General features: G+C 49.0%; 24 protein-coding genes. 16 read left to right on the top strand and 8 right to left on the bottom strand.

Going from position 1 to position 21305, the window contains the following annotated elements:
• Positions 1 to 3: 3 nt before the first annotated feature.
• A complete protein-coding gene (locus ASG16_RS07940; protein WP_056491818.1) occupies positions 4 to 630 on the bottom strand; it encodes a TetR/AcrR family transcriptional regulator in 627 nt (208 codons plus the stop codon).
• A 106-nt stretch (positions 631 to 736) separates the two neighbouring features.
• The gene (locus ASG16_RS07935; RefSeq protein WP_056491815.1) at positions 737 to 1744 is read right to left on the bottom strand and encodes a M23 family metallopeptidase; all 1008 of its coding nucleotides are present in this window, start codon (positions 1742 to 1744) and stop codon (positions 737 to 739) included.
• A 207-nt stretch (positions 1745 to 1951) separates the two neighbouring features.
• On the opposite strand from ASG16_RS07935, the gene ASG16_RS07930 reads away from it, so the two are divergent.
• From ASG16_RS07930 to lipA, 4 genes are all read left to right on the top strand, one after another.
• Positions 1952 to 2503, top strand: coding sequence for a DJ-1/PfpI family protein (locus ASG16_RS07930; protein WP_056491812.1), 552 nt, complete (start codon positions 1952 to 1954; stop codon positions 2501 to 2503).
• A gap of 135 nt (positions 2504 to 2638) precedes the next feature.
• A complete protein-coding gene (locus tag ASG16_RS07925) occupies positions 2639 to 3766 on the top strand; it encodes a metallophosphoesterase family protein (RefSeq protein ID WP_056491809.1) in 1128 nt (375 codons plus the stop codon).
• Positions 3763 to 5958, top strand: a complete 2196-nt coding sequence (locus tag ASG16_RS07920) for an ATP-binding protein (protein ID WP_056491806.1) — start codon at positions 3763 to 3765, stop codon at positions 5956 to 5958. Before ASG16_RS07925 ends, ASG16_RS07920 begins: the two co-directional genes overlap by 4 nt.
• A gap of 101 nt (positions 5959 to 6059) precedes the next feature.
• A complete protein-coding gene (gene lipA, locus ASG16_RS07915; RefSeq protein WP_056491803.1) occupies positions 6060 to 6962 on the top strand; it encodes a lipoyl synthase in 903 nt (300 codons plus the stop codon).
• A 69-nt stretch (positions 6963 to 7031) separates the two neighbouring features.
• Here the strand turns inward: lipA and ASG16_RS07910 are convergent, their stop codons facing one another.
• Positions 7032 to 8009 carry a YhcN/YlaJ family sporulation lipoprotein gene (locus ASG16_RS07910; protein ID WP_053079625.1) on the bottom strand — a complete coding sequence of 326 codons (978 nt, stop codon included), beginning with the start codon at positions 8007 to 8009 and terminating at the stop codon, positions 7032 to 7034.
• 79 nt (positions 8010 to 8088) lie between these two features.
• Here ASG16_RS07910 and ASG16_RS07905 point away from each other — a divergent pair, with 79 nt between their 5' ends.
• Entirely contained in the window at positions 8089 to 8745 is a 657-nt protein-coding gene (locus tag ASG16_RS07905; protein ID WP_056491800.1) for a YutD family protein, read from the top strand.
• Positions 8746 to 8812: 67 nt separating this feature from the next.
• Here the strand turns inward: ASG16_RS07905 and ASG16_RS07900 are convergent, their stop codons facing one another.
• From ASG16_RS07900 to glpX, 3 genes are all read right to left on the bottom strand, one after another.
• Positions 8813 to 9247: a hypothetical protein gene (locus tag ASG16_RS07900; protein WP_082517259.1), complete on the bottom strand. Its 435-nt coding sequence runs from the start codon at positions 9245 to 9247 to the stop codon at positions 8813 to 8815.
• Between the two features lie 151 nt (positions 9248 to 9398).
• Positions 9399 to 9668: a DUF3055 domain-containing protein gene (locus ASG16_RS07895; RefSeq protein WP_048034538.1), complete on the bottom strand. Its 270-nt coding sequence runs from the start codon at positions 9666 to 9668 to the stop codon at positions 9399 to 9401.
• A gap of 12 nt (positions 9669 to 9680) precedes the next feature.
• Positions 9681 to 10655, bottom strand: coding sequence for a class II fructose-bisphosphatase (gene glpX / locus ASG16_RS07890; RefSeq protein WP_048034537.1), 975 nt, complete (start codon positions 10653 to 10655; stop codon positions 9681 to 9683).
• A 160-nt stretch (positions 10656 to 10815) separates the two neighbouring features.
• On the opposite strand from glpX, the gene ASG16_RS07885 reads away from it, so the two are divergent.
• From ASG16_RS07885 to nucF, 5 genes are all read left to right on the top strand, one after another.
• A complete protein-coding gene (locus tag ASG16_RS07885) occupies positions 10816 to 10923 on the top strand; it encodes a hypothetical protein (RefSeq protein WP_016742285.1) in 108 nt (35 codons plus the stop codon).
• Between the two features lie 10 nt (positions 10924 to 10933).
• Complete coding sequence (locus tag ASG16_RS07880) at positions 10934 to 11368, top strand: DUF86 domain-containing protein (RefSeq protein WP_056491791.1); 435 nt, start codon at positions 10934 to 10936, stop codon at positions 11366 to 11368.
• 111 nt (positions 11369 to 11479) lie between these two features.
• Positions 11480 to 12109: a helix-turn-helix transcriptional regulator gene (locus ASG16_RS07875; RefSeq protein ID WP_007715773.1), complete on the top strand. Its 630-nt coding sequence runs from the start codon at positions 11480 to 11482 to the stop codon at positions 12107 to 12109.
• Between the two features lie 312 nt (positions 12110 to 12421).
• Positions 12422 to 13663, top strand: a complete 1242-nt coding sequence (locus ASG16_RS07870) for a DUF4073 domain-containing protein (protein WP_056491788.1) — start codon at positions 12422 to 12424, stop codon at positions 13661 to 13663.
• 187 nt (positions 13664 to 13850) lie between these two features.
• Positions 13851 to 14630 carry a 5' nucleotidase NucF gene (gene nucF / locus ASG16_RS07865; protein ID WP_056492405.1) on the top strand — a complete coding sequence of 260 codons (780 nt, stop codon included), beginning with the start codon at positions 13851 to 13853 and terminating at the stop codon, positions 14628 to 14630.
• Here the strand turns inward: nucF and ASG16_RS07860 are convergent.
• Complete coding sequence (locus ASG16_RS07860) at positions 14625 to 15140, bottom strand: phosphatidylglycerophosphatase A family protein (protein WP_056491785.1); 516 nt, start codon at positions 15138 to 15140, stop codon at positions 14625 to 14627. The two genes, nucF and ASG16_RS07860, sit on opposite strands and share 6 nt — an antisense overlap.
• 164 nt (positions 15141 to 15304) lie before the next feature.
• Here ASG16_RS07860 and ASG16_RS07855 point away from each other — a divergent pair, with 164 nt between their 5' ends.
• Genes ASG16_RS07855 through ASG16_RS07845 form a run of 3 tightly spaced genes read left to right on the top strand, consistent with a single transcriptional unit; the run spans position 15305 to position 18223 of the window.
• Positions 15305 to 16390 (top strand): YutH/CotS family kinase-like spore coat protein, encoded by a 1086-nt coding sequence (locus ASG16_RS07855; RefSeq protein WP_056491782.1) that lies wholly within the window; start codon positions 15305 to 15307, stop codon positions 16388 to 16390.
• On the top strand, positions 16347 to 17306 hold the full coding sequence (locus tag ASG16_RS07850) for a 2-hydroxyacid dehydrogenase (RefSeq protein ID WP_056491779.1): 960 nt from the start codon (positions 16347 to 16349) through the stop codon (positions 17304 to 17306). The genes ASG16_RS07855 and ASG16_RS07850 overlap by 44 nt, the downstream gene beginning before the upstream one ends.
• Positions 17303 to 18223 carry an alpha/beta hydrolase gene (locus ASG16_RS07845; RefSeq protein WP_056491776.1) on the top strand — a complete coding sequence of 307 codons (921 nt, stop codon included), beginning with the start codon at positions 17303 to 17305 and terminating at the stop codon, positions 18221 to 18223. Before ASG16_RS07850 ends, ASG16_RS07845 begins: the two co-directional genes overlap by 4 nt.
• 51 nt (positions 18224 to 18274) lie before the next feature.
• Here ASG16_RS07845 and ASG16_RS07840 read toward each other — a convergent pair whose 3' ends face one another.
• Positions 18275 to 18502 (bottom strand): NifU family protein, encoded by a 228-nt coding sequence (locus tag ASG16_RS07840; RefSeq protein WP_007715787.1) that lies wholly within the window; start codon positions 18500 to 18502, stop codon positions 18275 to 18277.
• Between the two features lie 197 nt (positions 18503 to 18699).
• Here ASG16_RS07840 and cysK point away from each other — a divergent pair, with 197 nt between their 5' ends.
• The 3 genes from cysK to ASG16_RS07825 are packed head-to-tail and all read left to right on the top strand — an operon-like array spanning position 18700 to position 21123.
• On the top strand, positions 18700 to 19623 hold the full coding sequence (gene cysK / locus ASG16_RS07835) for a cysteine synthase A (protein ID WP_007715789.1): 924 nt from the start codon (positions 18700 to 18702) through the stop codon (positions 19621 to 19623).
• Position 19624: 1 nt separating this feature from the next.
• Positions 19625 to 20758, top strand: coding sequence for a bifunctional cystathionine gamma-lyase/homocysteine desulfhydrase (locus tag ASG16_RS07830; protein WP_056491773.1), 1134 nt, complete (start codon positions 19625 to 19627; stop codon positions 20756 to 20758).
• Between the two features lie 29 nt (positions 20759 to 20787).
• A complete protein-coding gene (locus ASG16_RS07825) occupies positions 20788 to 21123 on the top strand; it encodes a YuzD family protein (protein WP_056491770.1) in 336 nt (111 codons plus the stop codon).
• Positions 21124 to 21305: the final 182 nt, after the last annotated feature.

Raw genomic sequence — 21305 nt, 5'->3', positions numbered from 1 at the left:
GATTCACCTCGATTCAGAAGATAAAGATTCAGAAGAGAAGAATGTATGCATCAAATGGACAAAGGCCTGTTCAAAACGGGCAATCGCTTCTTCCGGCTTCTGTAACTCATCGAGCAAAAATTGAATAAGGAATCCGTCGATTGCAGAGTAAATGAGTGAGATGGCATAATCTTCGTCTATGGTCAATGAAGATTGTTCTTCGCGCTGCAATCGTACGAGCATTCGAGAGATGAGCTGATGCAGACGGGACCGAATCCCTTTTACCTGTTCACCAAACGCAGGAACGTACATGGCCTGTACCTGCAAGTCATACCAGAGCCGATGCAGCTTCCGATCCTCTTGTAGACTCCGGCACAAGACACGGGCTAGAGCTGCTGACCATTCGCCAGATGGAGCTGCGAGCACTTCGCGTTCCAACTCCTCCATAAAACGTCCTTTGTAGCTAGAGATAACAGCGAGTAAAAGCTCTTCTTTGCTTGCAAAGTAATAATGCAGAATGCCAAGTGAGACGCCAGATTCCTTGGCAATGTCACGCAAGGAAACATGTGCATACCCTTTTTCAGCCAGACAAGCAGTCGCTTGCTCAATCAGAAATGCCCGTTTTGCTTCGGCTTTTTTCTGGGTAGTCACTTTCTCACCTCTTTTTTGGACGATTGTCCAGTTTTTCTGCTTTTATTGTATTTTTACGAAAGATGTCTGTCAATCAAAAGAGCTGCTCATAAAAAAAGAAGCGACTTCATTGCCGCTTCTTTTGCCGCTCCCAGCGTCGTAAATACGGATAGGGATCAAATGACCAATCTGCTCCACCTGTTTCCCGATACATACCGTAGTGCAGATGGGGAGGGAATTTGCCTGAGGTGCCGGGCTTCCCATATCCAGAGCTGCCGATATATCCAAGGACTTCACCCGGCTCCACGATGTCACCCGGCTTCAACCCCTTTTTAAACGAGGACAGATGGGCAAAGTAATGATACACATTGCCCATATCGCGCATGCCGATTCGCCATCCGCCAAACCTGTTCCAGCCGATTACTTCGATGACTCCGTACGCTGTGCTGAGTACAGGGGTGCCGTGACTCGCAAAAATATCGGTCCCCTCGTGGATACGACGCCCACCCCAGCCGCGCGGAGCCCCCCATGTACTGCGGTAGCTGTAATCGTACCTCGCGGGGATAGGAAAATGCCGCTCATCTAGGTCCAGGTGTTGATACTTTGCATACACCTGCGCGAACTGCCTGATCGTCTTTACGGAACGATCCCGCTGGTAGTACGACCAGAGACCAATTTGCCAATCCTGGTGGGAGAAGCCGTATTGGGATAGGTAATGAATGAAGGTCGTGAGTGCATCAAGATCGTTGTGACGATCTGCGACACCATCGCCATCGCCATCCATCCCCATGCCTTCAAAAAATTGAATGGATACCGGATTCGTATCCTCTGCATCAGGATTAAATGCACCTGCCCAACGTTCGCTAGGTATGTCCAAAGCTGTTAGCCGCGAAACGTTTTCTTGCTCCTGCTTTTTCCGGCGTATTTTCATGGTTCGCTCGTATTGATCAATGGCTGCTAAATAATTCCACGGAATACCATACATTGATTCCAAGCGCAAAAAAACTTGCAAGCGCTCTTGAAGAACCGGGTCTTGCTTATTGGCGGACGGAGCAATTCCGGCGACGGATTCTAGTGGTGAAATAGCTGCAACCACGCACAAGCTGATCTGAATGATTAGGCGGAAAACTCGCATGCCGTCTCCCTCCAGCCTCGTAGTCTTTTGTTGTAGTTTCTACCAGTTGGAGTGGATTATCCAAGATACTTTTGGAAAGCTTTTTGGCAATTGTTGAGGAAAGTTTTGTAAATTTGCAGGAAAGGAGGCAGGAGCACACCGTACAGCCAAAGAATTGAAATCAGGAGGAGTGTATTCCTTAAAAAATCGACCTGAGGAGGCTGTGTGATGAGCAAAAAAGTGTTGATTGTAACAGGTGACGCTGTAGAGGCACTGGAGGTTTTCTATCCGTATTACCGCTGCTTAGAAGAAGGGTATGAAACGGTTATTGCAGCACCAAGCGTGAAAACCCTGCACACCGTTTGCCATGATTTCGAAGCACACAGTGAGACATACACAGAAAAGCCAGCTTATCAGCTTCCCGCCCATGTTGCATTCTCAGACATTAACCCTGAGGCGTTTGACGCCTTGATTATTCCGGGTGGACGAGCACCTGAGCATATCAGGCTCAATGAACACCTGAAGCCGATTGTGGCGCACTTTTTCGAGACGAACAAGCCAGTCGCAGCCATCTGCCATGGCTCTCAAGTATTGACTATTGTTCGCGAGCACTTAGCTGGACGTGAAATCACAGCTTATCAGGCATGCAGACCCGATGTAGAAGCGTGCGGAGCGATCTACCAAACAGAAACACTCCATGTCGATGGCAATCTTGTTTCCGGACACGCATGGCCAGACTTGCCAGGCTTCATGCGTGAATTCCTCCAATTGCTCAAGTGAAAACCAATACTCCAAACTTCCGTCATTACTGGCGGAAGTTTTTTCGTTCTGACAGATGCTTTTCATCCAGCCTTTTCCTCTGTATCATAAAGGGAAAGTATGTTCGTCTGTTTCATGTGAGGAGTGAAATTGGTCTTGCTGTCATTTATTCATACAGCGGATGTCCATCTGGATGCGCCGCTTCAAATGTTGGGGGAGCGTTACGAGCTGCGTCAGGATGATTTTCGTCAAACGATGAAAAGAATCCGTGACCTTGTTCGGCAAAAGGGAGCAGACTTCTGGCTCATTGCCGGAGATTTGTTAGAGTACCACGGGGGAAGACGATCAACTGCGATGTTTTTACGTGATCTGTTTGCCAGTATCGCACCAATCCCTGTCGTTATCGCACCTGGCAATCACGATCCGTGGCGAGCAGATTCGTTTTATCAAACATTGGAATGGCCAGGAAACGTCTACTGGTTTACACCGGAATGGGGTGTGTATGAATTTCCCGAAAAGTCGTGTGTGATTTACGGCTGGGGCTTCGGGCAGCCACATGTGTACGAATCGCCACTCGATACGTTTCCAGGCAAATTGGAAGGGTATGCCCATCATCTGATGGTTCTGCATGCCAGTGTGCTCTCCAATTCAGGTGACGAAGAGCATCATCCGTATGCGCCTGTAACCTTGCAGCAGCTCGTACAGACGGGCATGGACTATGTTGCGATGGGACATATCCACAAGCCGGAGCAATTCATGCATCCTGTCAAAAAACAACCGTTCGCAGCTTACCCAGGCTCTCCAGAAGGATTGACGAGTAAGGAAGCGGGAGAACGAAACGTCTTGTATGGAGAGCTGGATCATGATGGCAGATTGCAGCTCACGGCGATTCCTGTCCAGTCACGTAAAATTCGAAAGCTGGAAATCGAAGGAAAAGGAGTTGAAACCACTGAGCAGCTCATTGACAGAATGGAGCAGCAACTCGCAGAGGAAAAGGATTCCGATCTGATGTACATCACGCTGACAGGAGAACGTGCTGCGCATTTTCAGCCTCCATTGTCCGTTCTTCAACAACGATTTTCCCGTTTTTTTGTGCTGCAGTTGACAGACCGGACCTGGCCTGATGTGGATGAGGACAAGCTGATCGCAGAGGGTGGCGTTTGGGGGAGATGGCTTTCCAAACTGGCAGAGGCAGAGTCCCGTGCGCAAAATAAGGACGAGCGAGAAATCGTCAGGCTAGCCAAGCAAGAGGCTTTGGCGCGGATTGGGGGGACCATTCGATGAAAATAGAGGAGCTAGTGCTAAGGGGCTTCGGAAAATGGCAGGATGCTACTTTTCGTTTTGCTCCAGGCATCAATCTGTTTTATGCCCCCAATGAGTCAGGAAAATCAACGATCCTACAAGGTATTTTCGCTGCCTTGTATGGAATGAAGCGCGATTACGTCAAATCAGCGAGATACTTGCCTGAATATGAAAAATACCGTCCGTGGCAGAGTGGCTCGTATGAAACGATTATTTCGTACAAATTAGCGGGGAAAACCTATCGCCTGCATCGCCAGTTAACGAAGGAACGGGAGGAGGCGCGCCTCTTTTTGGACCCCGAATGGACGGAAATGACGGATCTATATCTGGAAGACAGACGCAAGGAACGGAATTTTATCGAAAAGCATACGGGCCTTACACGCAGTCTATTTACGGATTTGACATGGATCAGGAGGGAACCGCTTCAGGCGGCTGAACATTTGATTCCGACTTTTACGACTGCGGAAGAAGCCAATCCGGCTGTCCAACAAATTTTGGCGGAGCTGGATCGGGAGGTTGCCCTCATCGGCAAAAAAGAACGGGCCGAAAATACCCTTTTGGGAAAAGCCGCTACGAAGGTGGCCCAAAAAGAGCTGGAGAAGGAAAGCGCAAAAGCAGCGTGGCGAACGATCAGCCAACTGACGCTGCAAATCGCGGAAGCCACAGAAGAATGTCAGCAATTAGAGCAGCGGCGGAACCGATTGCAGCAGCGTCTGGAGCGCTCAACCGGACAAGCAAAAGCGTTGCAGGAACGCTGGCAACGAAGTCATGCTCCTGTCAGTCAACAAGACTGGGCGTGGTGGGAGCAAACAGCTCGCTCTGAGGTTGAGTTAGCTATTCACGAAGAGGCAAAACGCGGTTTTACTCAGGTAAACATGCCGACGGATGCTGTACAACAGGGTGATGAACGTCTCATTCCCTTACAACATGATTATGAAAAAGGCACACAATGGCTCAAGCAGCGAGAAGCATTGCATATTCGTTTGGCGACCCTGGCTGTATCCGCCCTTTCTACAAGTCCGCGAAGTACAGCCTCACGCAGCTCCCGACAAGGCAATCAAGCGAAAAGGAAGCGGGGAGCTGTACTCATGTGGGTCGGCGCAGGGATACTATCTGTTCTCGGGGGAATCGGCTTTGTGAGTGGACAACCCGTTCTGGGAGGAATTTCTGTGACTGCCGCTTTGTTGTTGTTCGGCTTTGGGGTTTTCTTGCTCCGAGTAAAAGGGAGTACGGGCGGATCTAAACAGGCAGCAGATCATGATACGGTACAAGAAAGTCAAAGGGTACAAGAAGAGATCGCTTCACTCGATGCTGAACTCGCCACACTCGTTCAGCGATGGGGTGCGAGTAATTGGGATACATTTTTGGAAAGACGGGAAGAGCTACTGAAAAGCACACGCAAGCAACAATCTGAGCAGCTTCTATCGGAGATGGCCAAAACGAAGCAGGAGGCCGATTTGTCTGCAAGCTGGGGTGAGGCACTTCGGGCCTTGCTGGATCAGGAAAAAAACGCGCTTGAGACGGAGCAAGGCAAATTGCGCATCGAGATGGTGGAGATTGAGGAAAGACTACAGGAACTGCGGGAACAAATAGCCAGAGGAAATGGGGAGATGGCGGTTCATGAGAGCCTGTCATTATCTCGCGCGACTGATGAGCTTGAGGAAGCGCAGGCAGCACTTCGTCAGCTACAAAATAAGCGAGATGCCCTTCAGTTGGCTCGGGAAATGCTGCAAGAGTCAGTAGGGGAATGGCGGCGGGATAGCACACCTGCTGTGAACCAGCAGGCTTCGGAGATCATCGAGCATATTACAGGGGGAGCGTATCGGGATGTCAGACTCGATCCCCGTGACGGATTTGCCGTCCGTTTGCTGGAACCGACCAAGCAAATGGTGCTCGAACAGGATCAATGTTCTACAGGGACTATTGATCAGCTATACCTTGCCCAACGTTTGGCCTTGGTGCATCATGCCAAGCAGTCGGAGCCATTGCCGCTCTTTTTCGATGATCACTTTGTCCATTATGATGACGAGCGCCTGCGTCGAACGCTTGACTATATAGTGATGCTGGCACAAGAACAGCAGGTGTTTCTCTTCACATGTCATGAGCGAGAGCTGCGCATGCTTGGGCCATTGCTTCGTCAAGGGAACCACCATGCCGTGCATCGGATCGGGTAATTGTTTCCGGGGGAGGAAAGAGGTTGCCCCTCCGAAATCCAACCTCTATAATGGAGATTGTTATTGTCTTGTACCATGATGTCACATGAGGAGTGAGCCCTATGACGCAACGCAAGCCGGAGTGGCTCAAGATCAACCTTGTTTCAGGATCAGAACTAGCCAGCTTTAAAGAGCTTAAGCAAACCATGCGCACGAAGACGCTACATACCGTTTGTGAAGAAGCAAAATGCCCCAACATTCATGAATGCTGGGCAAGCGGTACAGCAACTTTCATGATTTTGGGTGATATATGTACCCGTGCCTGTCGGTTTTGTGCAGTAAAAACTGGATTACCAACGGAGCTGGATATAGCTGAACCAGAACGTGTAGCAGAAGCAGCAGAACAAATGCGTTTGAAGCATGTCGTTGTTACTTCAGTTGCTCGTGATGATTTGGCAGATGGAGGCGCACAGATTTTTGCCGATACGATTCGTGCGATTCGTCGTCGACTGCCATTTGCCTCCGTGGAAGTATTGATTCCTGATTTTATGGGGAACTGGGATGCGTTAAAAGTGGTCATGGACGCAAAGCCTGACGTACTAAACCACAACATTGAGGCGGTTCGCCGGATGTCAGATCGCGTACGGGCAAGAGCCAAATACGATCGGACGCTGGAACTGTTGAAAAAGGCGAAGGAATTCCAGCCGAGCATTCCGACCAAGTCCAGTCTGATGATTGGTGTAGGGGAGACGATGGAGGAAATCATCGAAACGATGGATGACCTGCGTTCTGTCGACGTCAACATCATGACGATTGGCCAGTACTTGCAACCGACCAAGAAGCATTTGAAGGTAGAAAAGTTTTACCATCCAGATGAATTCGCTCACTTGAAGGATGAAGGCATGAAGCGTGGCTTTAGTCACGTGGAGTCAGGTCCATTAGTGCGCAGCTCGTATCACGCTCACGAGCAGGCGAGTGCCGCGAAGGAAACGATTGCGAAAGAATCTATGCCAAAAGCGCAATAATAAGTAACCCCCTCAACCGCCCATACGAGCGGAAAAGAGGGGGTTTTTCACTACATGGGGGAGAGGGCTTTAGCGACTGGTTGTAGCTTTGTGAGTAGACACGTTATGGGATGTTCCACCCATACGCTTGATAAGCGTATCAATGCTTTTCGCATCTTCTGTACGCGCTGTACTCACGTTGCTGGAGCGGCTTGCTACACGAGCGATTTCTTGGATGTCATTCGGATTATCGGTAACATACACTTTGTAATAGCGTGGTGAAACCGATTCGGCGTTCATTTTTGCCTGTTTTTTCGCTGTGTGCGCATCTGCTCCTTGTGTGTGCACACCTACAAAAACTTCTTTATCCGTTACCAAGACCGTAGAACGCTGAACACCAGGGCAACTTGCAGTGACATTCCCTACAGCTTTTGCCAATGCATCACGGTCTACGTAGACGTTTGTTACACTGGCAGTTTTCATATGCTGACGGTCAGTCTGCGCATAGCCCATGTGTGGCATTCCGGTTTGCATGACACCTGCTCCACCGCGGTTCCAAGCATGCTGTTGATAAATGGAATGGTGTCTTCCGGTAGGAGTATTGTAAACACCTGCTGTACCCATACCTGCTTTATGATCCGTAAAGGCATTGTACGGTCTCATACCGCTTGTGTAGGCGTTGTAGTTGTTTACATTTGCATGCGGATAGGCACCATTTGGATATACACCATAGTTAATCCCAGCATTGTTGGTCAGACCCATGCCATTACGGACGTGAAGTCCATCACGTGTTCCGTCATAGTTGCGGGTATGAAGCCCGTCGAAATTAGTGGTGCTTGTACCCGTGTAATTACGAGTGTGATGATACCCGTCGATGTTCGTCGAGCGCATGCCATCGTAGTTACGGACGTGCATTCCATCAAAATTTCGAACGTGCGGAGCAGACTGGTACGACATCGTCTTGTTCGGATGCGTGTAATTAGGCGCAGCATTATTTGCACAACCAGAAGCCAAGAGCACAATACCTGCAATTGCAGGATACAACCATGTCTTTTTCAATGGTAACACCCCCTACACGATAGAATGTCCAAAGGCACAGGTCAGTTATCGTGGGAAATTTAGCTCATGTTGCGTGAAATATGATAAGATGGACGTAGTATACATGCGTAAGGAGGAAGCGAGTTTGATTCGCACGCAAGCCGGTACTTATGAAGTCATGGAAGTAAATCGAGACGGCTGGAACCTTGAAGCGTTCAAGGAGCGCTATAGCGATATCCTCGACAAGTACGATTATATTGTAGGGGACTGGGGCTATGGTCAGCTTCGTCTTCGTGGGTTTTATACTGACGCTAATCGCAAAGTACCGTTCGAGCAGCGGATCGCCGCTTTGGATGAGTACCTGCATGAGTTCTGCAATTTTGGTTGTCCGTACTTCGTTTTGCGCAAGGTAAAAGCAAACGTTGGCAACGGTGACGACCAAAGCGGGCAAGACGAAGCTGCCTTTGATGTCATCATTGATATTCGTCAGGACATTCCCCGTGAAGAGGGTGGCTCTTCGCCCTATGTAGAACGAAAAGAGCGCAGACGCTATCACCCGCGTCAAAATAAACAGGATCGCCAGAACAATGCTGGGGCTGATCGCAACAGAAATGAGCGCGGGGAGAAGCCAAAGTTTCAAAAGGATCGACCCGATAAAAACGGCAAGGACGCCAACTCACGAGAGCGCCGTCCCAATCAATTGAAACCCAATCGCGAACGCGATAAAGTCCCAACAGGACCAAATACACCAAAGCGTGATTCCTAAAAATGAATCAACATAACCGAAGCATAAAAAAGAGCCCTGTATCTCAGGGCTCTTTTCATTTTTCGATCTAAAAACCACCGGGTCCGCCGAAACCACCGGGTCCACCAAAACCACCGGGTCCACCAAAGCCACCAGGTCCACCAAAGCCACCAGGTCCACCAAAGCCACCGGGTCCACCAAAGCCACCGGGTCCACCCCAACCAGGCCAGCCCCATGTGGGCCAATAGCCAGGCCAGCATGTATTGCATCCCCACCAAGGATATGGCTGTGGGACGACAACGACTTCAGGACCTCGTCTTCTACGGAAAAAGACTGGATGTGCCTGATCTTCTGGAATGTATCGAAAATCCTGGTCTGCTGGGTAATAAGGAGGTTGGTCATATTGTGCAGGAACAAATTGGTTTTGGTCGTATTCGTTTGGATCGTATTGAGTTTGATCATATTGAGTTTGATCGTATTGGTTTTGGTCGTATGAGCTTTGGTCGTATGGATAAGATTGCATGATGCGAATCGCACTCCTCTCGTTATCTGTCTGTGCATCTGTGCAGTAGCAGTATACGAGGCATACGCCTGTAAGGAGCATTGTCCAGCAGGAAATGGGCGGGGGCTACAAATAAAAAAGGAAGAGCCCGCAATGGCTCTTCCTTTGGTAATTAAATGGCTGCTTCCAAAAATGCTTTCAATTCTTCTGCTTCACGCTCATTCAAGTTGAACGCGAATTCCAGATAGCCTTCTTCTTCCAGATCATCATGTCCAATAATAGCGGAGCGTCCATTTTGAATATTGATGACAATCGCCTTCCCATAAAAACGGTTGGTCGTGGTAATCGCGAGGTCAAAACGCGTAGCTTCGCCTGTGAAGCTGACAAAGCGCGTTCGAGTATCCTCAGCTTCGTCGTACAAGTAGAACAAATCATTTGCCATATAGGTATCCCTCTACTTCCATAAAAGATTTGGTTTGTGTTCGGTATTGTGTACAGCGCGGACAAAGCGAATGGTTTTGGTTTTGGCACGCATGACAATCGAATGAGTTTCCACCATATCATCACCGAGATAGCGCACGCCTTGCAACAGCTCTCCATCAGAGACACCTGTTGCTGCAAAAATGGCGTCGTCCCCTTTGACCAGATCGTTCAGCGTCAAGAGCTGCTCCGGATTGACGAGCCCCATTTTGATGCAGCGCTCGCGCTCGCTGTCGTTTTGTGGCTTGAGCTGGGCTTGCATATCGCCACCCAGGCACTTGATCGCCGCAGCACTGATCACACCCTCTGGCGCACCACCGATCCCCAGGAACAGGTCAATCCCTGTATGCGGCAGACAAGCAGCAATCGCCGCACCCACATCGCCATCTCCAAAAAGCTTCACGCGCGCACCCTTTTCACGAATGGCGTCAATAATCGCCTGGTGGCGGTCGCGTTCCTGAATAATGACGGTCACATCCTGCACGCGCTTGTTGTTTGCTTTTGCTACAACCTCTATCATTTTATCCACGGGATCGTAAAGGTTGATTAGTCCGGCAGCTCGTTTGCCGACGGCCATTTTCATCATGTACATGTCTGGTGCATGCAACAGTGTACCACGGTCGCCAATGGCGATAACAGACATGGCATTGTTGTGACCCTTGGCGACAATCGTCGTTCCTTCAAGCGGATCAACTGCCACATCTACCTCAGGACCGCCTGCTTCCGGGTTACCGAGCTTTTCACCGATATAGAGCATGGGGGCCTCATCCAGTTCACCTTCGCCAATGACGACGGTACCCCTCATGTTGATCGTGTCAAACATGGCGCGCATGGCGCTGGTCGCTGCTCCATCTGCTTCATTCTTTTTCCCGCGTCCCATCCAGTGAGAAGAGGCGAGTGCAGCCATTTCGGTTACCCGCACAATTTCCAGAGCCAATTCGCGTTCCACAGTGTGTTCCTCCCCTTATACTTGCCGGCAAAAATTCACCCCATCATTGTAACATAAAGTGAACGATCAAAAAGTCGTCTTTTCAGCACCAAAAGACGAACGTGATTCGTGACAGGTCGTACAAATTTGGTATACTGAGGGATGAAAAGAGGTGAAACCGGTGAGCAATTCCTATTTGCAGGAAGGGGAATTGGTGCTTCTCGTCCTGGTGCTAACATTTGTGTTTACCGTTTACTACTCAAAACGCAAATCAAAAAAGCGAAAGTAAGGAGAAATATATGTACGACGTGAATACAAAACGAATCGACCAAGTATTGGAACATATGTCTCGTATGCTTGATCTGTTGGACAAGCTCAGCGAACGAGGAGCCAAAGCCGTTTTGGCAGATGAAGTTGCTGTTGCAGCGATGGAGCGAGCCCTGCACTTGTCTATCGAAGGAATAGTGGATGTCGGAAACGCACTGATCGACGGATTCATTATGCGAGATCCAGGAAGCTACAGCGACATCGTGGAAATTTTGCGGGATGAGCAAGTCATCACGAATGAACAGGCTTTGATCCTGACACGTGTAACTGATTTCCGCAAGCACCTGGTCAATGATTATACAAGTGTGCCGGTCAATGAGATGTACAGCCTGGTAGAAGAGGCTGCCGGTACCATTCGTCAGTTTGAGCCACAGGTGAGAGCCTTCCTGAAAAAAGAACTGTTTTAAAAAGTGTTTTCAATCCATCACCAACGTAGCGGATATTTTATACAAAAGACTTTCGTTTGTTTACTAAAACGTCTTCATCCACTACAATAGGGAGAAAGGACGGTGATACGTATGACAAACGAAGGAACGTCCACTCGTGATCAAATCCTGCACATGCTCAAGGTCAAAGGTTCACTCCCTGTCAGCGACATGGCCGTCGAGCTAGGGATTACGGAAATGGCGGTTCGACGTCATTTGAACACCCTGGAGAGAGATAATTTGATCAAGTCTACGCTTGTTCGTCAAGCGATGGGGCGCCCAACGAATGTTTATTCATTGTCGCAGGAAGCAGACGAACTGTTTCCGCGCAATTATTCTCATTTGACATTAGATTTTTTACAGGACATAAAGGAAATCGACGGTTTGTCCAAAATAGAGATGCTATTTAGACGCCGCGAGAATCGTTTGGAGGAGACTTATCGCTCCCACATGCAAGGTGACTTGGAAAATCGTGTAGCCAAGCTGGCCGAGCTGCAAAACGATAAAGGCTACATGGTGGAATGGGAAAAGGACGAAAATGGAGACGGTTATCGGATTCAGGAGTTCAATTGCCCAATCTCGCAAGTAGCCCGTGAATTCAACCAAGCGTGTAGCTGTGAGCTTTCCTTGTTCCGCCGGGTTTTGAATGCCAATGTCGAGCAAACCACGTGCATGGCAAAAGGCGGAGACAAATGCGTGTTTCACATCAAGGAAGCGAAATAAGCAAGCCATAACGAAAGTCCACTCGAGTTGGGTGGATTTTTTTCTTTTGTTTACAAGATTTCCACGGCACAGGATTCGGTTAGGGTCCTGTGTCTTTTTTTCTATACTCAGGCAGGCATTAAGTACCTTTTTGCTCCATTCTAGCAATCTTAATGTTGGTTTAACGTTTTCTTTATGTTGGACATCTACTATTTATGGTGTAAAGAAGCAACAAAACACACAGAAAAACAACAGAAAGGCGGGGTGATATCAAGTTAATGTTGGTAATTCGGATTGTCGTCGTGACGAAAAACAGATGAGGAGAGATCCGTAATGAAAAAAATGGTATCAAGTATCGCTGCTTCTGCCATCTTGTTGGGTGGAATCCTGCCAGTCGTTGATTCCGCTCATGCAAAAGACAATTTTTCTGAGAAAAAGATGACGATGACCTTTGACGTGATCAGTGACATCCAAGGAGACCTCCGAGATTTTGATCACGTTTTGCAAGACATCCATGAGGAAAATCCAAAGTCCGAAGCGCTGATCATTAACGGTGATATTACTCCTCGCGGCTACGATTTTGAATATCAAGCCGTGCAAGATGTGCTCGATAAAAATCCTCACCCTGAAAACGTGTGGTACAGCATCGGCAATCATGAGTTTTATGTGCCGAAGTGGAAAAATCCCCAAACGCTTGCACAAAGTAGCTGGCCAAACGGCACAACGGAAGAAGAGTTGTTCGATAACTTTTACCAATTTAGCGGAGAAGACAAAGTTTATCACCAAAAAGAAATCAATGGATATCCCTTTCTCTTCCTCGGTACAGAAAAATATATGAAATACCACGATCCAAAATTGTGGGATGAAGTATACATGAGCGACGAGCAACTGGATTGGCTGAAAGATAATCTGAAGCGGTATAGCAAGAAGGACAAGAATAAGCCTATTTTTGTATTCTCCCACCATGTGCTCCCGGACAGTATCTCGGGCTCCAAACAAAATCCATACAAGAACGATTACCTGAATGTGGACAAGCTCCTTGACATCTTGAAAGACTATCCGCAAGTGGTTTTCTTCTCAAGCCACACCCATTGGGATCTGAACCTGCCGGACTGGGCAGGCAAAAAGAAAGTCAAAGGCGGAGACAAACGCGGCTTTACCGTCGTAAACACGGCTGGCATTGAAACGGGATGGATGTCAGCCGGTCCAGACGGGGGCGAAAAGGTCACGCCGGATGGAGGGGCTTTCAAGCAAGGGCTGCGCTTGCAAGTGTACGGTAATGATGTCGTCATCCAAGCATATGACTACCAACACGACAAAGTAATTAAGAAGCTTGGCATCCGTAACGGAAAAATCGAGCAGTTGCCGCCGGATGTACAGGCGGATGATGATAATAATGTGCTTGTCAACGCGACGCAATACATGGAGTACGCAGTTGGCAAGCAAAAAAACTGGCGGGATTTTGATCCCAAAAATCCACCGACATTTCCGGGAAACCAGGTCGTGTATGTCCGTCATAAAGGGGAAATGAACCTGGAAGACGGCACGCCAATCATGGTCAGATTCAAAAAATAACGGGACTGACGTGGATTGTTCGGCTGGACAGAATTGTGGCGATGAGAGAAAGCGACGATTTAGACAAAAAGCAGGAAGCGGTGGAAGGCCGTTTCCTGTTTTTTTGCGATAGGAAGGACGAAGGTTTACACTAAGAGGGGAGAGCTTGAACAACCGGCTTACGACAACAGATGGGAGATGGACCAAAGTGAAGCAATATAAAGGCTACTTGCTTGATCTGGATGGGACGATTTATCGGGGAAAAGAAGCGATTCCGGGAGCCGCAGCATTCATCACCCACTTAAAAACACATCAGATTCCGTATTTGTTCCTGACCAACAATTCTTCAGCCTCTGTACAGCACGTCGCAGAACGGTTGGTAGCAATGGGCATAGAAGCACAGGCTCGGGACGTGTATACCACAAGCATGGCGACCGCTACCTATTTACGAGAGCAGGCACCAGCGGGTACACGCGTCTACGTGATTGGAGAGGCAGGCTTGCATGATGAACTGACGGATGCAGGCTATGTGATTACAGAAGAAGATCCGGCTTATGTCATTGTCGGGATTGATCGGGCTTTTTCATATGAAAAGCTGGCGATCGCCGCCCGCGCGATCCGTGCAGGAGCCACTTTTATCGCTACAAATGCAGATGCAGCCCTGCCCACGGATGCCGGTTTGTTCCCCGGCAATGGTTCACTGGTGGCAGCCGTCTCCGTTGCCTCCGCGACCAAACCAATCGTGATGGGCAAACCAGAGTCTATCATCGTCCGTTACGCTTTGGATCAGCTTGGTACTGCTGCGGCAGACACGCTGATCGTCGGGGACAATTTATATACGGACATTGAGGCAGGAGCCAACAGCGGCTTGGACAGCTTACTCGTTTTGACAGGCTATTCCACGCGTGAAGAAGCAGACAAGCATCACGCTGCGCCTACCCATATTGCGGCAGATTTGCCTGAATGGCAGCAACGAATCTCATTATGATTCTGCGCATTCCTCCTGCTGCTTCTGGCGGTGGGCAATACGACTGGAGGCGGCGGCTGCAACCGCACCGACGAGGTCGTCCAAAAAAGTATGGACACCAAAACGCTTGTCGTTGAGATCGGCGAGTTTGCCGTGCTTTAGCTTGTCTACATAACCGAAGTTGGTGAATCCGATGCTCCCGTATAGGTTGACGATGGCGAGGGCGAGTACCTCGTCTATGCCATATAGAGGCTCATCTGATTCAATAATCGCCTGGAGCGGAGGCAGTAGCTGCTTTTGTTCGGCGAGGATGTCGAGTTGAATCCCGGTCAGTAACGCGTTTTGGACCTCGCGTTTTTTCAAGACAGCAGCAACACTGTCCAGACACATGTCCAAGGTGATGTCCGGGATGTATTTTGACTGTAGGAACATGACAATTTCAGCAATGTCGTTCATACTGACTCCTCGTTTTTTCAACAGCTCAATCACGAAGTCCAGACAACTCTCGCTATTTAGTGGATGTTCACTCATGCTTGTCGTTCCTCCTTTTTAACATGCGTGTTAAGAAAGCCGACTTTTCAGCCACCGGAAAGTCGGCATGAATGTATCTAGTATCTGCATACAGATAGGCACCTATCCCGATCTAACGACATACAATGCCAGAAGAGCAGTATGCAAGGAGGGTGAACGACTGTATGGAAGAAAAAGAGCTTCTTCAGGAGAAGTACGGATTTGAACTCCAGGGATATCGCACGACGGGGGCAAGTAAGGTACTGGAAACGGATCGAGGCCTTTACTACTTGTTCGAGGCGCCAGCCGGATATAAATACAAAAGCAAGTTTATTGAGAAAGTAAAACAGCATTTGAGTCAACAGCAGAACATTCGCCTGTTAAAGCTGGTGAACACAACAAGCGGGCAGGCTCACATCGTTGATGATGAGCAGCTTTACTATTTATACAGAGGCGTGCGGGAAGCGGTACCCGACAATCCATATTATGCCAGTGGCCAATCACTCGCACAGTTCCACCTGGCCACGAGTGATTTTTCATCTGACAAGATGTTTATCCCCTTTAGCTCTCTTGGCAACTGGCCGAGTACGTGGCGCAAAAAGCTACGGAATTATAATGATTATCGGGATGAGATGGATGAGGAAAATGTAGAGCTCACGCCAATGGATGAGTATTTGTTGACTTGCTTCACGTACATTACCCAGCTCGGTGAATTGTCCGTTCAATATTTGTTGGATGCTGGATACGACAAAGTCGTGAAGGAAACAGCTAGTCTCGGGAAAGTAGCCTACCAAAATTTTGATCAAGGGTATATGCTATGGAAAGAGAAGGATGTACGTCTAATGGCAGGTGAATGGAACTGGGTTCTTGATATGCGTACTCGTGACGTGGGGCAGTGGATCAAAGCCGAGACAAAGCGAAACGGCTGGAATGAAGAGGCTGTGACCAGCTTTCTCGACGGCTACAACAGCGTGTCCGCTCTACAGCCAGATGAATATGCCGTGATTTTTGCGCTCATGCTCTACCCAGGCAGGTTTTTGAAGCTCGTGGAGACCTATATGGAGTTGCCGGTAGAAGAGCGTCAGGAAGTCAACATTCAAGCATGGCAAACGCAGTTGGAAGACGAGCTAACCAAAATGGAAGACGGACTTCGAAAGTACCCGCTATTCATTGCACAGCATTATGGCGTATCCATTCCACAAATTGATTGGTTGTGGAGGAAAAAAGATGAGCAAGCAACAAGTTTTCGTTACGAGGAAACTCAATCCTGAAGTGATCGCGATGCTTGAAAAAGTAGCCCAGGTCGAGCAATGGACAAAAAATACGCCGATCCCGCGTGAATTGTTGCTGGAAAAGATTGAACATGTAGATGCCGTCTTGACCATGCTGACAGAACGAGTGGACGAGGAATTTTTGGCGTGTACAAAACGACTCCGCATCGTGGCGAATATGGCGGTCGGTTACGACAATATTGATTTGGAAGCGTGCAGACGACACGAGGTCATCGTAACCAACACGCCCGATGTGCTGACAGAGTCTACAGCCGATTTGGCTTTCGCTTTATTGATGGCAACAGGCCGCAGATTGACGGAAGCCAATCGATTTTTATTGCAGGGGGAATGGACATCGTGGAGTCCGACCCTTATGGCTGGGCAAAATGTATATGGTTCGACTCTCGGGATTATTGGGATGGGGCGAATTGGGGAAGCGGTTGCGAGACGCGCCAAAGGATTTGGCATGCGGATCTTGTATCACAACCGGAATCGCAAACCGCAGGCTGAGCAAGAGACAGGAGCACGGTATGCTGATTTGGCGGAGCTTCTGCAAGAATCCGATTACGTCGTTCTGCTTACACCGCTGACAGAGGACACACGCATGTTGATGGGGGAAAAACAATTTTCGCTCATGAAAGAAACGGCTGTGTTTATCAATGTTTCTCGTGGTGGGACAGTCGATGAGTCTGCACTGTACCAAGCGTTGGTAGATAAAAAAATTTGGGCAGCAGGCCTGGACGTTTTTGCGGTCGAGCCTGTCCCGATGGATAACCCGCTCTTGCGACTGCCGAATGTAGTCGCATTGCCACATATCGGTAGTGCAACTGTGCAAACGAGGGCAGAGATGGCGAGGCTGGCTGCTGCTAATATCGTAGCGGTGCTAAGTGGAAGGGGACCACTAACTGCCGTATGAACACGTTCTTTGTTTTGATTTCAGGACTCTTCACGCTTCTCTTGCTTGCAGCAGTAGCTGTTTCGTTTCACGTAACCTGGAGCTTGACACATCCTGTACGAAAACCGATTCACATGGAACCCCGAGATTATGGAATCGAACAGGTGGAGCCCGTTGTTTTTTCGAGCAGGGAAACAAAGATTTCGTTGGCTGGATGGTACTTGTCCGCAGAAAAAAATGGGCGGGTTTCGAATGGAAAGACGCTGGTCTTTGCTCATGGGTACAGTCAAAACCGATTAGAGCCACACTTGCCAGCATTGTCTCTGGCGGCAAGACTGGTTCAGGCTGGCTTTGATGTATTGATGTTCGACTTTCGCAATGCAGGGGAGTCCAGCAAAGCACTGACGACGATTGGTCTTCGAGAACAGCAAGACCTGCTTGGGGCCATCGATTTTGCAGCAGCGAAGAAGCCGGAGCACAAACTCGGTCTCGTCGGGTTTTCTATGGGGGCCGCAACCTCCTTGATGGTAGGTGGAACGGATGAGCGCATCACTGCGATTGTGGCAGATTCACCGTTCTATTCCTTGCGTGAATACTTGGCTGAGAACTTGCCGCAGTGGACGGGCCTGCCCCGCTTTCCATTCAACTGGCTCATCCTTACCTTATGTCCTGTTTTGCTAGGTGCCAACCCGCGAGACGTCAATCCGTATCAGGCAGTCCAGCAAGCGAACAAACCGATTCTTTTTATACACGGGACAGGCGATACGACGATTCCACTGGTTAATAGCGAACGACTCTTTGAGCTGACCCAGGACGAAGATTCCGAGATTTGGATCGTACCGCGAGCGGGTCATGTCCGCAGCTATGCATTAGTTCCTGAGGAATACGGGAAGCGCGTCATTGCCTTTTTGGAAAAAGGAAGGGAGAAGGGGAAATGAAAAAAGCAGCTACGCGTTTGCTGTAGCTGCTTTCATGTCGATGTGACTGGATTAGAATACTTGTTGAACTTCTTTGATGCCTGGGATTTCTTCCACCAGTGCACGCTCGATTCCTGCTTTCAGGGTGATGGTAGAGGAAGGGCAGCTACCGCAAGCACCCATCAGGCGCAGCTTCACGATGCCATCTTCTACATCAACGAGTTGTACGTCTCCGCCGTCACGTTGCAGGTAAGGGCGCAGTTTATCGAGAACTTCTTGTACTTGATCCATGATATCCATGTTACATTCACTCCTTTCCAAAACCTCTCCTTTATTATAATCATACCATGGAGAGAAATCCATGGCTTACATGCCCTGTTGACACTTTGAAGTTCAGCCGACACACCGAAGTTTAGTAGCATGGACTTTTTGTAATCTTTGCATGTTATAATGAAAAAGAAAGAAGCAAGTACTTCAATATAAGGAGTCAGATCTTCGTGAACGTATTTCGCAATGTGAAGGAACTGATTGGTAATACGCCGATCGTCGAAATTACACAATTTGAGCTCCCTGAGGGTGTCCGCTTGTTCGCCAAGCTGGAGTATTTTAACCCAGGAGGCAGCGTAAAAGACAGACTCGGCATGGAATTGATTCGTGCCGCAGAAGAGAACGGCCAATTGGCCCCAGGTGGTACCATTATCGAACCGACAGCAGGAAATACAGGAATTGGTGTAGCGCTGGCCGCTGTAGGAACTGGTTATAAAGTCATCTTCTGCGTACCAGCGAAGTTTTCCGAGGAAAAGCAAGAGCTGATGCGTGCCCTCGGAGCAGAAGTCGTCAATACACCGACAGAGTTGGGGATTAAGGGTGCAATCGCCAAGGCAAAAGAACTCGCAGAATCGATTCCGGGTGCTTTTGTTCCACAGCAATTTGCTAACCCGGCGAATCCAGACGCACACTACAAGACAACAGGTCCGGAAATTTGGAGTCAAATGGATGGCCAAGTAAACGTATTTGTGGCAGGTGCAGGCTCTGGCGGTACTTTCATGGGTGCTGCTCGTTACTTGAAGGAACAAAACCCAAACGTAAAAACGGTCATTGTCGAGCCAGAAGGTTCCATCTTGAATGGGGGAGAATCCGGCCCGCATAAAACAGAGGGGATCGGCATGGAGTTTTTGCCTCCATTCATGGATACGAGCTACTTCAATGCCATTCACACGATTCTCGATGTGGAAGCATTCGATCTGGTCAAGCAGTTGGCTGCCAAGGAAGGATTGCTTGTAGGAAGCTCCTCAGGTGCAGCCATGGCAGCGGCACTGCGCGAAGCAAGAGAAGCAGCTCCAGGGACGAATATCGTTACCCTGTTTGCCGACGGCAGCGAACGTTATCTAAGCAAGAAAATTTACCAGGGGGGAATTTAAGATGCGTATCAAAACTCGTTTGATCCACGGCGGAATCGATGGAGATCCACATACAGGAGCCGTATCCGTTCCAATTTACCAGGTAAGTACGTATAAACAGGAAGCCATTGGCGTTCACAAGGGCTTCGAATACTCCCGTACCGGGAACCCGACCCGTCACGCATTGGAAACGTACATCGCAGAAATCGAAGGCGGCGCACGCGGCTTTGCATTTGGTTCTGGTATGGCGGCACTCTCCACAATCCTCTCCATGTTCAACAAAGGCGACCATCTCGTAGTAGGTGACGATGTATACGGTGGTACTTACCGTGTCGTTACGCGTGTATTCTCCCGTATGGGTCTGGAAGCAACTTATATAGATACGAGTGATCTGGCAGCGGTAGAGGCGGCAATTCGCCCGGAAACCAAAGCAATCATTATGGAAACACCGACAAACCCGCTGCTGAAAGTAAGCGACATCAGCGCGTTGGCAGGCATCGCGAAAGCAAAAGGCGTGCTGCTCGTGGTAGACAACACGTTCATGACACCATACTGGCAAAATCCGCTGGATCTCGGTGCTGACATCGTGTTCCACAGCGCAACCAAATATTTGGGTGGACACAGCGACGTAGTAGCAGGTCTGGTCGTAGCAAAAGATGCGCAAGTGGGCGAAGACCTCCATTTTGTACAAAATGCTATTGGCGGTGTGCTTGGACCACAAGATTCTTGGCTCTTGCTGCGCGGTATGAAGACGCTGGGAATTCGTATGGAAGAGCATGAGCACAATGCTCGTACGCTGGCAAAATGGCTGTCTGAGCGCAGCGACATCAAACGCGTCATTTATCCTGGTCTGTCCAGCCATTCCGGTCATGAGCTGATTCAAAAGCAAGCGCGTGGCTTTGGCGGCATGATTTCCTTCGACGTAGGCAGCGCAGAGCGTGCTGACGAAGTGTTGGCAAAGGTAAAATACTACACGCTGGCAGAATCGCTGGGTGCAGTGGAGAGCTTGATTAGCGTACCTGCACGCATGACACATGCTTCTATCCCGGCAGAGCGCCGTGCTGAGCTGGGCATTACGGATGGCTTGGTGCGCATCTCTGTTGGTATTGAAGATGTCCAGGACTTGATCGAGGACCTAGACCAAGCATTGTCCTAAGCTAGCTGACCCGGGGGAGGGCGGATATAGTGACTGTCGATATCAAGGTTTTTGGGACAGAGCAATTGTGCGCAAGCTGCGTCAATTTGCCATCTGCAAAGGAAACAGCCGAGTGGCTGGAGGCGGCACTCTCTCGCAAGTATGGGAGTGACCGCATCCGCATCGTTTATAGCGACTTTCAACAGCCGCAGACAGACGATGACAAAAGCTGGGCGAATCGCATTATCGAGGAAGATTTATGGTATCCGCTTGTCGTAATTTCCGGGGAAATTGTCGGTGAGGGAAATCCGAAATTAAAGGATATCTATGAAAAGCTGGAGAGCATGGGCGTGCAGCCGATTGCTTCGACAGCAGATGCCGAATAAAAGGAGCGACCAGATGCTTACGTCTGGTCGCTTTTTTGATAGTTTAAATTCCAGTTGAAATCACACCGTTCATCTATCAGCACTTCAAAGTGTGCTGGATAACGTGCTGTTTACTTTTTGTATATCATTCGTAAACATTCTGTAACGAAATAGAGCAGGCTTCGTCCTATAGTAGTAAATGT

The organism is Brevibacillus sp. Leaf182, from assembly GCF_001423865.2.
In the GTDB taxonomy this organism is placed as follows: Bacteria; Bacillota; Bacilli; order Brevibacillales; family Brevibacillaceae; genus Brevibacillus; species Brevibacillus brevis_C.
This window is presented reverse-complemented; position numbering and strand designations above follow the sequence as displayed.

Bases quoted from the DNA above. Each gene is read 5' to 3' on its own strand.
- ASG16_RS07830 (WP_056491773.1), top strand. From the start codon at position 19,625: ATGCGTATCAAAACTCGTTTGATCCACGGCGGAATCGATGGAGATCCA.
- ASG16_RS07905 (WP_056491800.1), top strand. From the start codon at position 8,089: ATGGACGTAGTATACATGCGTAAGGAGGAAGCGAGTTTGATTCGCACG.
- ASG16_RS07875 (WP_007715773.1), top strand. From the start codon at position 11,480: ATGACAAACGAAGGAACGTCCACTCGTGATCAAATCCTGCACATGCTC.
- ASG16_RS07900 (WP_082517259.1), bottom strand. From the start codon at position 9,247: ATGCAATCTTATCCATACGACCAAAGCTCATACGACCAAAACCAATAC.
- ASG16_RS07870 (WP_056491788.1), top strand. From the start codon at position 12,422: ATGAAAAAAATGGTATCAAGTATCGCTGCTTCTGCCATCTTGTTGGGT.
- ASG16_RS07895 (WP_048034538.1), bottom strand. From the start codon at position 9,668: ATGGCAAATGATTTGTTCTACTTGTACGACGAAGCTGAGGATACTCGA.
- ASG16_RS07930 (WP_056491812.1), top strand. From the start codon at position 1,952: ATGAGCAAAAAAGTGTTGATTGTAACAGGTGACGCTGTAGAGGCACTG.
- ASG16_RS07845 (WP_056491776.1), top strand. From the start codon at position 17,303: ATGAACACGTTCTTTGTTTTGATTTCAGGACTCTTCACGCTTCTCTTG.
- ASG16_RS07880 (WP_056491791.1), top strand. From the start codon at position 10,934: ATGTACGACGTGAATACAAAACGAATCGACCAAGTATTGGAACATATG.
- ASG16_RS07840 (WP_007715787.1), bottom strand. From the start codon at position 18,502: ATGGATATCATGGATCAAGTACAAGAAGTTCTCGATAAACTGCGCCCT.
- ASG16_RS07850 (WP_056491779.1), top strand. From the start codon at position 16,347: ATGAGCAAGCAACAAGTTTTCGTTACGAGGAAACTCAATCCTGAAGTG.
- ASG16_RS07855 (WP_056491782.1), top strand. From the start codon at position 15,305: ATGGAAGAAAAAGAGCTTCTTCAGGAGAAGTACGGATTTGAACTCCAG.
- ASG16_RS07920 (WP_056491806.1), top strand. From the start codon at position 3,763: ATGAAAATAGAGGAGCTAGTGCTAAGGGGCTTCGGAAAATGGCAGGAT.
- ASG16_RS07860 (WP_056491785.1), bottom strand. From the start codon at position 15,140: ATGAGTGAACATCCACTAAATAGCGAGAGTTGTCTGGACTTCGTGATT.
- ASG16_RS07935 (WP_056491815.1), bottom strand. From the start codon at position 1,744: ATGCGAGTTTTCCGCCTAATCATTCAGATCAGCTTGTGCGTGGTTGCA.
- lipA (WP_056491803.1), top strand. From the start codon at position 6,060: ATGACGCAACGCAAGCCGGAGTGGCTCAAGATCAACCTTGTTTCAGGA.